General features: G+C 72.3%; 9 protein-coding genes and 1 pseudogene. 2 read left to right on the plus strand and 8 right to left on the minus strand.

What is annotated here, in order from left to right:
* Complete coding sequence (locus tag ACIP4Y_RS33950) at window positions 1-1,287, minus strand: extracellular solute-binding protein (protein ID WP_401399760.1); 1,287 nt, start codon at window positions 1,285-1,287, stop codon at window positions 1-3.
* A 229-nt stretch (window positions 1,288-1,516) separates the two neighbouring features.
* Here ACIP4Y_RS33950 and ACIP4Y_RS33955 point away from each other — a divergent pair, with 229 nt between their 5' ends.
* Together ACIP4Y_RS33955 and ACIP4Y_RS33960 are read left to right on the plus strand one after the other, a co-directional pair.
* Window positions 1,517-2,578 (plus strand): LacI family DNA-binding transcriptional regulator, encoded by a 1,062-nt coding sequence (locus tag ACIP4Y_RS33955; protein ID WP_401399762.1) that lies wholly within the window; start codon window positions 1,517-1,519, stop codon window positions 2,576-2,578.
* 108 nt (window positions 2,579-2,686) lie between these two features.
* Window positions 2,687-4,033, plus strand: coding sequence for an amidase (locus tag ACIP4Y_RS33960; protein ID WP_401399764.1), 1,347 nt, complete (start codon window positions 2,687-2,689; stop codon window positions 4,031-4,033).
* 160 nt (window positions 4,034-4,193) lie between these two features.
* On the opposite strand, the gene ACIP4Y_RS33965 is transcribed toward ACIP4Y_RS33960, so the two are convergent.
* The 7 genes and pseudogenes from ACIP4Y_RS33965 to glgA form a co-directional block, all read right to left on the minus strand.
* Complete coding sequence (locus tag ACIP4Y_RS33965) at window positions 4,194-4,367, minus strand: hypothetical protein (RefSeq protein WP_358642778.1); 174 nt, start codon at window positions 4,365-4,367, stop codon at window positions 4,194-4,196.
* 353 nt (window positions 4,368-4,720) lie between these two features.
* On the minus strand, window positions 4,721-6,238 hold the full coding sequence (locus ACIP4Y_RS33970) for an SDR family NAD(P)-dependent oxidoreductase (protein ID WP_358642776.1): 1,518 nt from the start codon (window positions 6,236-6,238) through the stop codon (window positions 4,721-4,723).
* A gap of 131 nt (window positions 6,239-6,369) precedes the next feature.
* Complete coding sequence (locus ACIP4Y_RS33975) at window positions 6,370-7,701, minus strand: wax ester/triacylglycerol synthase family O-acyltransferase (protein ID WP_401399766.1); 1,332 nt, start codon at window positions 7,699-7,701, stop codon at window positions 6,370-6,372.
* Between the two features lie 150 nt (window positions 7,702-7,851).
* Entirely contained in the window at window positions 7,852-10,173 is a 2,322-nt protein-coding gene (locus ACIP4Y_RS33980; protein ID WP_401399768.1) for a GH92 family glycosyl hydrolase, read from the minus strand.
* A 131-nt stretch (window positions 10,174-10,304) separates the two neighbouring features.
* Window positions 10,305-10,601: pseudogene (locus tag ACIP4Y_RS33985) on the minus strand (GNAT family N-acetyltransferase); the annotation flags it as partial.
* A gap of 88 nt (window positions 10,602-10,689) precedes the next feature.
* Entirely contained in the window at window positions 10,690-11,910 is a 1,221-nt protein-coding gene (gene glgC / locus ACIP4Y_RS33990; RefSeq protein WP_401399770.1) for a glucose-1-phosphate adenylyltransferase, read from the minus strand.
* Between the two features lie 50 nt (window positions 11,911-11,960).
* Window positions 11,961-13,112 (minus strand): glycogen synthase, encoded by a 1,152-nt coding sequence (gene glgA, locus ACIP4Y_RS33995; protein ID WP_401399772.1) that lies wholly within the window; start codon window positions 13,110-13,112, stop codon window positions 11,961-11,963.
* Window positions 13,113-13,151: the final 39 nt, after the last annotated feature.

The following is a 13,151-nucleotide window of genomic DNA, read 5'->3' on the forward strand; positions in this document are numbered from 1 at the left end:
TCAGCCCTGCCGGAGCAGCCGGTCGGCGGCGTCGACAGCGTTGTCGAGGGCTTCCTCGGGGCTCTCCTTGCCCTGGAGCGCCTTGGCGACCTCGTTGCGCAGCGCGGTCTTCATCTGGTCGCTGAAGAGCACGGGCGTGTAGTTGACCGCGTTCTTCAGGGACTTGGCGGCGGCGACGCGTACCCGGGTCTCGTCGGTGCCGTCCTCCTTGGTGAAGTACGGGTCGTCGAGGGAGCCGGCGGTGCTCGGGAAGATGGCGACCTGCTTCGCGAAGGACATCTGGTGCCGCGCGTCGGTGACGAAGTGCGCGAAGGCGACAGCGGCCGGGGTGTGCCGGGTGCGGGAGTTGACCATCACGCCCATCACGTACATGTTGACGTGCCCGGTGCTGGTGATCTGGTCGGTGATGCCGATGTTCCGGTACAGGCCCGGCGCGTTCTTCCTGAAGTTGCCGAGGTCCAGGGCGCTGCCGGGGTTCATGGCGACGGCGCCGGTGAGGAACTTCTTGCCGGCGGACTCCCCGGTGGCGGTCAGCGCCTGCGGGTCGAGGGCACTGGCGTCGTACAACTGCTTGTACTTGGTGAGGAGTTCGACGCCCTTGGCGTTGTTGAAGGCGAAGCCGGTGCCCTGCTCGTTCATGAGGGGGACGCCGTAGCGGCCGAAGTCTTCGATGGTGGGCACGTTGGCGAGGGTGGCGACCTTGCCGTCGCTCTTCCGGGCCATCCGCAGGGCGTCGGCGAAGAGTTCGTCGTACGTCTTCGGCGGCTGGTCGGGGTCGAGTCCGGCCTGCCGGAACAGCGCCTTGTTGTAGAAGAGCGGCCCGGTGTTGAGGTACCAGGGGAAGGCGTACGTGCCCTTCATGCCCGGTATCCGGTGGCTGGCCCAAGCACCGGGGAGGTACTCGGACCGGTAGCTGCCGGCGGCCTTGTCGAGGTCGAGGGCGAGGCCGGCCTTGGCGAGCGGGGCGACCAGGTCCGGGGAGACGTTGACGACGTCGGGCAGGGTGCCGCCGGCCGCGTCGGCGCTCAGTTTGTCCGGGTAGCCCTCGGCGGGCTGGTCGACCCATTTCACATGGGTGCCGGGGTACGTGTTCTCGAAGTCGGCGATCAGGCCCTCGAAGTACGGCTTGAAGTTGGCGCGCAGGTTCCAGGTCTGGAAGGTGATGTCGCCCTCCACCTTGCCGGAGGCGTCGGTCGTACCGCCGCCGTCACCGCCCGAGCCGCAGGCGCTCAGCGGCAGGACGAGGGCGACGGCAGCGGCGGCGAGGGCTCTGCGGGACATGGGCACGGGGACACGGCTCCTCTGCTGTGTGGGGATGCCGGGTGGCGTCAGAGACCTTGCCCGGGGCCTTCCGAGAAAGTCAATGGATTCACCGAGCTAAAGAAATCAGGCCTTCATTAGTCCAGGTCAGAGGGCTTTTGATGCGAAGCTTGCCGCAATTCACTAATGCGCTTTAGGGTCTTGACACATCCGCGCACTCAAGCGCATTAGCTGGACACTCCGAACGGGGAGAAACGTGCCGACCAAAAGGTCCCCCGCCCGCCGGCCCACGATGAAGGACATCGCCCGGCGCGCCGGAGTCTCCGAGAGCGCCGTGTCCTTCGCGCTCAACGGCCGCCCCGGCGTCTCCGAGGCCACCCGCGCCCGGGTCCGCCGGGTCGCCGAGCAGCTCGGCTGGCGCCCCAGCACGGCCGCCCGCGCCCTGTCCGGGGAGGGTGCGGCGACGGTCGGCTTCGTCCTGGCCCGTCCCGCCCACACGCTGGGCGTGGACTCGTTCTTCCTCCAGCTCGTCTCCGGTATCCAGGAGGTCCTGGCCGAGCGGCATCTGGGCCTGCTGTTCCAGGTGGCGCAGGACGTGGCCGACGAGTGCGCGGTGTACCGGCGCTGGTGGGCGGAGCACCGGGTGGACGGCGTCCTGGTGGCCGACCCGCGCGCCGACGACCCGCGCCCCGGCCTGCTGGACGAACTGGGCCTGCCCGCCGTGGTGATCGGGGGCGCACCGGACGAACGCCACCCCGGCCTGTCCACCGTCTGGGCGGACGACGCGGGCGCGATGGCCTCGGTCGTGGACGAGCTGACCGCCCTCGGCCACCGGCGGATCGTGCACATCGCCGGCCTGCCCGAGCTGGCCCACACCCGGCGCCGGATCGCCACCCTGCGCGCGGAGGCGGAGCGGCGCGGCCTGACCGAGGTCCGCTCGGTGACCACGGACTACTCCGACACGGAGGGCGCGGCGGTGACCCGCCGGGTCCTGGACTCCCCTGCCCCGCCCACCGCATTGATCTACGACAACGACGTGATGGCGGTGGCCGGGGTGTCGGCGGCGGCCCAACTCGGCTGTCGCGTGCCGGAAGACGTCTCCGTGGTCTCCTGGGAGGACTCGGCGCTGTGCCGCATGGTCGCCCCGCGGCTGTCCGCCCTGTCCCGCGACAGCGCCGAGTTCGGCCGCACGGCGGCCCGGGAACTGCTGGCCCTGCTCGACGGCGCCCCGGCACGGGCGGTGGGGGTGCCGGTGCCACGGCTGACGGGGCGCGGCAGCACGGGTGCCGTCCGCGCCCCGGGCGGCAAGGTGCCCTGACCGGCCGTCAGTACCGGCTCACCCGGGCGCGGCCTCTCGACGTACTCCGTCCCGCCGGGCAGAGTTCTCCTACCCGTCGTCCGTACCGATGAGTAACGAGGAGCGCCCGTGAGCACCTGGATCGGCCGGAGTGCCGTGGAGATCGCCGCCGCCGTCCGTGAGAAGCGGGTCACGCCCCGGGAGGTGGTGGCCGGGCAGCTCGCGCGGATCGAGCGGCTCGACGGCCGGATCGGGGCGTTCCGGAAGGTCCGGGCCGAGGCGGCGCTCGCCGAGGCGGACGAGGTGGCCTCCCGCGCCGACCTGACCGAACTGCCGTTGGCCGGCGTGCCGTTGGCGGTCAAGGACAACCTGGCGGTGCGCGGCGAGGCCGCCCGCAACGGCTCCGCCGCCACCCCGGACGCCCCGGCCGCCGAGGACCATGTGACGGTGGCCCGGCTGCGGGCGGCCGGTGCGGTGGTCGTCGGCCTGACGAACGTGCCCGAACTGTGCGTCTTCGGCACCACGGAGAGCCCGTACGGCATCGCCCGCAATCCGTGGGACCTCTCCCGCACGGCCGGCGGCTCCTCCGGCGGCAGCGCGGCGGCGGTCGCCGCGGGGCTGGTGCCGCTCGCGCTCGGCAACGACGGCATGGGCTCGCTGCGCATCCCGGCCGCCAACTGCGGGCTGGTCACGCTGAAGCCGGGGCACGGGGTGGTGCCGGCCGGGATCGGCAACGGCGACTGGTTCGGGATGTCGGAGAACGGCCCGCTCGCCACGACGGTCGAGGATCTGCGCCTGATGCTGGCGGTCCTCGCGGACCGGGAGTTCGAGCGCCGGGAGGAGCGGCCCCGCCTCAGGATCGCCGCCGCGGTGCGCAGCCCGCTCCCCGGGGTGAGCGTGAGCCGGCCGTATACGACCGCGGTCCGGCAGGCCGCCGGGGTGCTGGCCCGGGCCGGGCACCAGGTGCGGCGGGCCGAGCCGCCGTACCCGCTCTCGCTCGGCGTGACCGCGCTCCGGCACTGGACGGCGGGCACGGCGGTGGACGCCGAGGGCCTGGACCGGGCGCGGCTGGCCCGCCGGACCCGGGTGCACGCGGCCGTGGGCCGCCCGTTCGTCCGGCGGGTCCGCACCGGGGACGCCCGCGAACGGCTGCGGGCCCGGCTGACGCCGTTCTTCACCGAGTACGACGTGCTGCTCACCCCGGCGCTGGCCCGCCGCTCCCCGCAGGCCGGCCCGTGGCACGAACGCGGCTGGCTGCCCAACGTGCTGGCCAACACCGCCTATTCGCCGTTCACCCCGCCGTGGAACCTGACCGGGTGGCCCGCGATGTCCGTGCCGGCCGGCGCCCTGCCCTCGGGCGCCCCCTGCGCCGTACAGCTCGTGGGCCGGCCGGGCACGGAGGCCGTACTGCTGGACCTGGCGGAGGAGCTGCAGGAGCTGAGCCCGTGGCAGCGGACGGCCCCCGTGCCCGGCTGAGGCGGGAACCGGTGCCGGCCACGGGGGACGCGGTGTGAGGGTCTCTGCCGCCGGAAGAAGCGAGAGCCGCGGCCGGTCCCCGGCCGCGGCTTCTCTGAACGGCGTGGGCGCGGCGGTCACGCCCCTGCGTGCGGCGATCGCGACGGGCCCGACCCGGAGGTCAGTCCACGCTCGGCAGGATGTGCGGCTCGGCGAGGTCGTCCTCGTACCCGGCGAGGCGGATCGGGGCGGACCGGGCCCACACGTCGAGACTGCCGAGTTCTCCGGGCCGGCGGCCCACGCGCTCCGTGTGTTCCTCGGGGCGCTGTTCGCGATTCGTCTTCTCCGGTGTCACCGCGCACTCCTTATGTGTCGGTCACCCTCGGGGCGTACCGGACAGTCTGCGCTCCGGAGCTCGACGCCCGCTCGGGTCTGGATGGAAGGCCAGTTCGGACGCGGTGGCGCCGGTGTCTCTGTCGGAGCAGGCCGTTGTCGACCGGCTCACCCCGGGACGGACGATGGGTGTGGGTGGGACCCCTTAGTGCTGTCCGTCCCCTCCAGATTAACCAAATGAGCGGGCATCCGCTCGATAGGGAATGCAAACAAGCGGTAACCGATACGCGGCATCCGGCCGTTCAATACCCCCTAATATGGGGCTTTTTGAAACAAGATGCTCACCCGGACGACTCCGCGAATCACCCATGTGGCCTACCACTTGCCGGGCGCGTAGTCCTTCAGGAAGACGCCGTACAGGTCCTCGCCCTCCTCGCCGCGCACGATCGGGTCGTAGACGCGGGCGGCGCCGTCGACCAGGTCGAGCGGTGCGTGGAAGCCGGCCTCGGCGAGGCGCAGCTTGTCGTAGTGGGGGCGCTCGTCGGTGATCCAGCCGGTGTCGACCGAGGTCATGAGGATGGAGTCGGCCTCGAACATCTCCTGGGCGCTGGTCCGCGTCACCATGTTCATCGCGGCCTTGGCGGCGTTGGTGTTGGGGTGGCCCGCACCCTTGTAGCCGCGGCTGAAGACGCCTTCCATGGCCGAGACGTTCACGACGTACGCCCGTCCGCTCGCCGCCTTCCGCGCGGCGTCGGCCATCGCCGGGCGCAGCTTGCTGATGAGGATGAACGGCGCCGTGTAGTTGCACAGCTGGGTCTCGAGCAGCTCCACCGGGGAGATCTGGTCGATCGTCTGCACCCAGGTGTTGCTGTCGACGACGTCGGGGAGCAGGCCGCCCGCGTCGATGGCGGTGCCGTCGAGGTGCCGGGCGACGCTGGCGTTGCCCGCGACCAGGGCGAGGTCGGCGACCTTCTGGGCGTCGAGGCCGCTGGTGCCGAGGGGCAGCGCGGCCAGGCCGTCGACCGCGCCGGAGTTGAAGGCGCCGATCACGTGGTGGGCGGGCAGCTCCCCGGCGGGCAGCGGGGCGCTCTCGCCCTCGACCAGGGCGGCGTAGGCGGAGGGCAGGCGGCGCACGGTCTGCGTGGCGTTGTTGATCAGGATGTCCAGCGGGCCCGCCTCGGCGACCTGGTCGGCCAGCGCGACGGCCTGGGCGGGGTCGCGCAGGTCGATGCCGACGACCTCCAGGCGGTGCATCCAGTCCGCCGAGTCCTCCATCGCCTTGAAGCGGCGGATGGCGTCCTTGGGGAACCGCGTCGTGATCGTCGTGTGTGCGCCGTCGCGCAGCAGGCGCAGCGCGATGTACATGCCGATCTTGGCCCGGCCACCGGTGAGCAGGGCGCGCTTGCCGGTGAGGTCGGCGCGCGCGTCCCGCTTGGCGCGGTTGAGGCGGGCGCAGTCCGGACAGAGCTGGTGGTAGAAGTAGTCGACTTCCACGTACCGCGTCTTGCAGGTGTAGCAGGAGCGCGGACGCTGGAGTATCCCCGCGATCTTGCCGGTCTCGACCTTGGAGGAGGGCAGGATGCCCTCGGTCTCGTCGTCGATGCGCTCGGCGGAGCCGGTGGCGGTGGCCTCCGTCACGGCACGGTCGTGCGCGGTCTTGGCGGCCCGGCGCTCCTGGCGGCGGCGCTGCTTCACCGTCCGGTAGATGTGCGAGGTGGCCCGGCGGACCGCGATCGCGTCGGGGTGGTCGACGTCGATGCGGTCCAGCTCCTCGAGCACGCTCAGGCAGACGGCCAGCCGCTCGGGGTCGATACCGGGCCCGTGGACCAGCTCGTCCACGGAGGCGTCCGTGGGCATGTCCATGGACGCCGAGCCGTCCTCTGTCACCGTCATCGCGCTGCCGCTTCCCTGATCACCTGCGCAGCGCTCCGACTCGCGCCCGCTTTCGAACAGCGAATTTTACGGAGCCCGGCCCCCGGAACCAAACCGCTCCGCTCCGGGAAGCCCCTCGGCGGAGGCCGGTGTCAGCGGTCGCACACCTCCAGCAGCGTCTCCACCTCGGCCGACACCGCGTGGGCGAACCGGTCCAGGTCCGGCACGGCCTCCGCGTCGGCGACCAGCCCGTAGTGCACGCGCCCGCGATACGTGGAGATCGCCACCGCCAGCGCCTGCCCGGGTGCGAGCGGAGCCAGCGGGTACACCTCGGTCAGCTCGTGCCCGCCGAGCCGGAGCCCGAGTCCGGGCAGCGGCACGCTGGTGACCAGGATGTCGAACCACAGCCGTGCCGCCTGCCCGACCAGCGGCCCGCCGAGCCGGTGGCCGAGCGCCGGCACGTGTTCGGCGAGCAGCGCCACCGCGCCGGCGCCCCGGTTGGGCCCCGCGTCCTTGTTCCGCACCATCGCCGTCCGCACGGTCTCCAGCCGGCCGAGCGGGTCGGGCTCGTGCACCGGAAGCCGTATCAAGTACCCGGAGAGCCGGTTGCCCTGTGGCCGGCCGGTGTGCGGGCGGCGCCGGGAGACGGGGATCAGCGCGCGGGGCGCCACGCCCTTGCTGCCGTCGCCGCGCTCGTCCAGCCAGCGCCGCAGCGCACCGGCGACGACGGCGACGAGGACGTCGTTGACGGTGCCCCCGGCGCTCTTGCGCACCCGGTGCACGTCGTCGATGTCGACGACGACACCGGCGGTGCGGCGGGTGCCGCTGGGCGCGGAGGTCAGCGCGGCGGTCGGGCGCATGCCGAGCGTGGACAGGGCGAGCGAGGCGCCGATGTCCAGGGCCCGGCCCACGTCGGACAGCGCGCCCCTGACCAGCCCGGGCACCCGCGCGGGCAGCCGGCGCACGTCGGAGAGCAGGTCGCGGGGTGGCTCGATGGCGCGGGGCGCGCGCTCGGGAAGGTCGACGGGGTCCAGGACGCCGGCGGCGAGCTTCAGCGCGCGCAGCCCGTCGGCGAGGGCGTGGTGGAACTTGAAGAGCACGGCGAAGGACACCCCGTCCTCGCCGGGCAGCACATGCGCCTCCCACGGCGGCCGGCTGCGTTCCAGCGGGCGCTCCATCAGCCGGCCGGCGACCGCGTGGAAGTCGTCGGTCGGAGCGTGCAGCCGTACGTGGTTCAGCGGGTCGAAGTCCGGGTCGCTCTCGCGGGTCGCGCCGCCGAAGGCGAGCGGCTGCCAGATGTCGCGGATGCGCATGCGCAGGCCGGGTACGGCGGCGGCGCGGGCGGCGAGCAGGTCGGCGGCGTGGGCGCCGGCGGTGGGCGAGTGCGCGGCGAAGACGCCGAGCGCCCCGAGGTGCATCGGGTGCCGGTCGGACTCCATGTTCCAGAAGGCCAGGTCGAGCGGAGCGAGCAGGTCGGAAGTCAAGGGCTTGCCTCACGCGTGCGGCGACGGGCGGATCAGCAGTCAATCCCGGCAGGGCGATTACGGTCAAGTACGATCAGACTACGCTCAGTTAATGCCAGGTTAAGTCCCCCCGCCCCGGTGAGAGCGGCGGGACTCGGGAGACACCTAAAGTCACCTCAGAACGGGCGGCGCCGCTTCGGGTGACGTACCCCACTCCGACGGGCGCGGGCCGACCGTGAACGCGAGCGAGCGCAGGGAGCGCAGCGCACCGGTGGTCAGGTAGGTCCGGCCGTGCGGTGCTCCGTCCGTGTGCACGGCCTGGACGTAGCGGTCGGCGGCCGAGGTGCCGGGCGCGGTCACCGTCAGCCGGCCGCCGGGCCAGTAGCGGCGGTCCAGGGTCAGGTCGACGCGCTCGAAGACCGGGGTGGTCAGGCCCCAGGTGTCGTAGCCGGGCTGGACCGGGAAGAGCCCGATGGACGACAGGACGTTCCAGGCGGACATGGTGCCGAGGTCGTCGTTGCCGGTCATGCCGGTGGGGCTGTCGGTGAACAGGGTCAGCGCCGCGTGCACCACGTCCGTGGTCTTCCAGGGCTGGCCGGTGGACAGGTAGGTGTAGGGCGCGATGAGGTCCGGCTCGTTCATCGGGTTGTACGTGGCGGCGTTGTAGTACGCGTACGGATCGCCGTGCACCCACACCTCGCGGGCGGTGCGTTCCGGGTCGGCGAGCAGCCGGTCGTAGGCGAAGAAGGTGTCCAGCCGGGCGTTGGCCGCGTGCGTGCCGCCGATCAGGTCGACCACGCCCGGGACGTCCTGCGGGACCAGCCACTGGTACTGCCAGGCCGTGCCCTCGTGGAAGCCGACGCCGCGGGCCGGGTCGGGCGAGCCGGTGAAGGCGCCGACGGCGTCCCGGGCGCGGAAGAACCCGGTACCCGGGTCGAAGACGTTCCGGTAGTTGCGCGAGCGGGCGGCGTAGCGGGCCGCGTCGTCCGCGTGCCCGAGGCCGCGGGCCATCTGGGCGAGCATCGCGTCGGCGAGCGCGTACTCCAGGGTGACGGAGGCGCCGTGGTGGTAGTCGGAGTCGCCCATCTTGGCCAGCGGGCGGCCCTGGACGTAGGGCGCGAAACCGTGCGCGATGTACTCGGCGTTGGCCTCCCGGCCGATGCCCGGGTACTCGGCGGGCGGCACCCCGTCGGCGTTCTTCTTCAGCGCGCGGTAGGCCCGCTCCTCGAAGCCCTTGAGCAGCCCCATCCGGTAGGCGGTGGTCAGGAACGGGGTGACCGGGTCGCCGCTCATGACGTTCGTCTCGACCGGGCCGTAGCCCCACTTGGGCAGCCACCCGCCGTCCTCGTCGACCGCGATCACCGACCGGGCCATGTCCCGGGCCTCGCGCGGGGCGAGCAGGGCGAGCAGCTGGGCCTGGGTGCGGTAGGTGTCCCACAGCGACCAGTTCTGGTAGTACGTGAAGCCCCGGGCGCGGTGGGTACGGCGGTCCCAGCCGAAGTAGCGGCCGTCGGCGTCGCTGCCGGTGTTGGGCGCGAGGTACGACCGGTACAGCGAGGAGTAGAAGGTGCGGTGCAGCGCGGGCGTGCCGCCCCGCACCCGGACGGCGGCGAGCCGGCCCTCCCAGTCCTCGCGGGCCCGGTGGTGTACGGCGTCGAAGGACCGGCCGCCCTCGGCACGCAGGTTGCCGGCGGCGCCGCGCGAGTCGACGTACGACAGGGCGGTGGTCGCCTCGACCGTGCGGTCCTTGCTGGTGTCGAAGCGGACGTAGGCGCCGCCGGCCCCGCTCCGGGCGCCCGGGGTGACGGTCCCGCCGTCCCAGGTGCCGTAGGCGGTGAAGGGCCGGCTGAAGCGGGTGATCGTGTAGACCGTGTACGGGCCGGTGTCCCGGCAGAAGCCGTGGCCGGTGATCTCGGTGCGTACGGTGCGGTCGTCCAGGATCTGCACCGAGCTGCTCACCGGCTTGTGCAGCGACTGGGCCGCGTTCAGCAGGACGTTGGCCTTGTCGGTGGCCGGGAAGGTGTAGCGCTGCACGCCGGTGCGAGCGGTCGCGGTCAGTTCGGCGCGGATGCCGGAGGCGAGGCCGACCCGGTAGTAGCCGGGGCTCGCCTCCTCGTCGTCGTGCGAGAAGGCCGCCGCGTACCGGGCGTAGTCCGTCTGTGTGACCTCGCCGGTGGTGGGCAGCACGGGCAGGTCCCCGCCGATCCGGCAGCCCACGCCCGAGAGGTGGACCAGGGAGAAACCGCGGATACGGTTCTGCGTGTAGTCGTAGCCGGTGTTGTGCCCGGTGTCCGGGGAGAGTTGCACCATGCCGAAGGGCACGGTCGCGCCGGGGAAGGTGTTGCCCTCGTTCTGGGTCCCGATGAACGGGTTGACCAGGTCGGCGAGGTGGCCGTCGGTCCGCTCGGCGGCCCGTGCGGCGGGGGTGGCGATCAGCGCGGACGCTGCCATCACCCCGGCCAGGCACAGCCGCGTGCGCCGGGTCCCTCTCATGTCGGATGACCTCCGCAGGTTGGACATCGTTGCCTGCATCCTGGACGGCGGAGGCCGAAAACCCGGGCATTCGTGGATATTTCCATGAAACGCGTCGCGTGGGCGCGAGGGAATCGGGTGCTGATGGGCGCTCAGAAAGCCCGCTTGAAGCCCTCATGGCTGGGGGCGAATCCCAGCCGGGTGCAGAAGCGGTGGGCGTCCGCGCGGTTCTTGCTGCTGGTGAGCTGGACGAGTGCGCAGCCGCGTGCCCGTGCTCTGGTCATCGCGTGCTCCATCAGGGTCCGGCCGAGCCCGCCGCCGCGCCGGTCCGCGCGGATCCGCACCGCCTCGATCAGCGCCCGCTCGGCACCGCCCCTGCCGAGCCCGGGGATGTACGTCGCCTGCAGGCAGCCCACCACCGTGCCGGTGCCCCGCTCGGCGAGGACCAGTATCCGAGCACGGCGGGCAGGTCGGCACGGGTCGCCGGACGGAACACGAGTGCGAAAGCAGCGGACATGGCGCCGGCCCCGACGCCCGCTACGGCACCCGCTGGCCCTTGCCCAGCGCGATGACACCGCCCTTGGAGACGGTGTACAGCTCGGCGTCGCGCTCCGGGTTGACACCGATCGTCGCGCCCGGTGGCACTTCGACGTTCTTGTCCAGCACCGCACCACGCACGACCGCGCCCCGGCCGATGTGCACGTTGTCGTGCAGCACCGAACCCTGCACGACCGCGCCCGGATCGACCCGTACGCCCGGCGACAGCACGGACCGGGTGACCTGGCCGCGGATCAGGCAGCCCGCGCTGATGATGGACTCGCCGGCGATGCCGCCCGCGTTGAACCGCGCCGGGGACAGCTGGTAGGAGTGCGTGTAGATGGGCCACTGACGGTTGTAGAGGTTGAACGCGGGGCGCTCGGCGATCAGGTCCATGTGCGCCTCGTAGTAGGCGTCGAGGGTGCCCACGTCCCGCCAGTAGCCCTGGTCGCGGCTGGTCTCGCCGGGCACGTGGTTGTCGCTGAAGTCGTACAGCTGCGCCTCGCCGCGACCGGTCAGCTGGGGCAGGATCGAGCCGCCCATGTCGTGCACGGACTGGCTGTCCTCGGCGTCCCGGTGCAAGGCCTCGATCAGCACCTTGGTGGTGAAGAGGTAGTTGCCCATCGAGGCGAAGACCGTCTCCGGGTCGTCCGGCAGGCCCGGAGGGTCGGCGGGCTTCTCCAGGAAGCGCTCGACGGTACGGCCGTCCGGGCCCGGCGTGATCACCCCGAAGGAGGAGGACTCCGCGCGCGGCACCCGGATGCCGGCCACCGTCACCCCGGCGCCGCCCTCGATGTGCTGCGCGAGCATCTGCCGCGGGTCCATGCGGTACACGTGGTCGGCGCCGAACACGGCCACGTATTCGGGCTGTTCGTCGTGGACCAGGTTGAGCGACTGCAGGATGGCGTCGGCGCTGCCCAGGTACCAGCGTGGGCCGAGGCGCTGCTGGGCGGGGACCGGGGTGACGTAGTTGCCGAGCAGGCTGGACATCCGCCAGGTGGTGGTGATGTGCCGGTCCAGCGAGTGCGACTTGTACTGGGTCAGCACACAGATGCGCAGCACATCGGCGTTGACCAGGTTGGACAGGACGAAGTCGACGAGCCGGTAGGTGCCGCCGAAGGTGACGGCTGGTTTGGCGCGGTCCGCGGTCAACGGCATCAGGCGCTTGCCCTCGCCGCCCGCCAGCACGATCCCGAGTACGGAAGGCCCTCCACGACGCATGACCACTCCCCTCACCGTGGTTGAACCATGATTGCCCCGAGCAGGCCGGACTAAGCCTGCTTGAGGATCTCCTCGTACAGCCCCGCCGTACGGCGGGCCACCGCGTCCCAGCCGAACTCCCGCACCGCGCGCTCCCGTCCGGCCTCCCCCATCCGCCGGGCCGCGGCCGGGTCGCCGAGGACGGTGTCCAGCGCCCGGCCGAGCGCGGACTCGAAGTCGTCGTCCACGTCGACCAGGAGACCGGTGCGGCCGTCGTCCACGACCTCGGGAATGCCGCCCACCCGGGACGCGACGACCGGGGTGCCGCAGGCCATCGCCTCCAGGTTGACGATGCCGAGCGGCTCGTACACCGAGGGACAGGCGAAGACCGCCGCATGCGTGAGGAGTTGGACGACCTCCGCGCGGGGCAGCATCTGCGGGATCCAGAACACGCCCGCCCGCACCCGGTGCAGCTCCTCGAACAGCTCCTGGAACTCCCGTTCGATCTCCGGGGTGTCGGGTGCGCCCGCGCACAGTACGACCTGTGCGCCGGGGTCGATGTCCCGTACGGCGCGCAGCAGATGGGGCACGCCCTTCTGCCGGGTGATCCGGCCGACGAACAGGACGTACGGGCGGGCGGGGTCGATGCCGTGCCGGGTGAGCGCGTCGGTGCCGTGGTCGGGGCGGTACAGCCGGGTGTCGATGCCGTTGTGCACGACGTGGACCCGGGCCGGGTCCAGGGCCGGGTAGCAGGCGAGGATGTCCTCCCGCATGGCGCCGGAGACGGCGATCACCGCGTCGGCGGCCTCGATCGCGGTGCGCTCGGACCAGCCCGACAGGGCGTATCCGCCGCCGAGTTGCTCGGCCTTCCACGGGCGCAGCGGCTCCAGCGAGTGGGCGGTGACCACGTGCGGGACGCCGTACAGGAGCTTGGCGACGTGCCCGGCGAGATTGGCGTACCAGGTGTGGGAGTGGACGAGTTCGCGGCCTTCGAGGGCGGCGGCCATGGCGAGGTCCACGGAGAAGGTGCGCAGCGCGTCGTTGGAGCCGTCGAGGACGGACCAGGGGCGGTGGCGTACGACGCCGACCCCGCGCCCCTCGCCCCAGCAGTGCACCTCCAGGTCCACCAGGGCCGCCAACTCGCGGGCGAGGAACTCCACATGGACGCCGGCGCCGCCGTACACATCCGGGGGGTACTCCCGGGTCAGCAGTCCCACTCGCACCCGGCAACCCCCTGGTCTCGGCGGTACGTCCCCCTCATG

This window comes from Streptomyces sp. NPDC088810, from assembly GCF_044750305.1.
Lineage (GTDB): Bacteria > Actinomycetota > Actinomycetes > Streptomycetales > Streptomycetaceae > Streptomyces.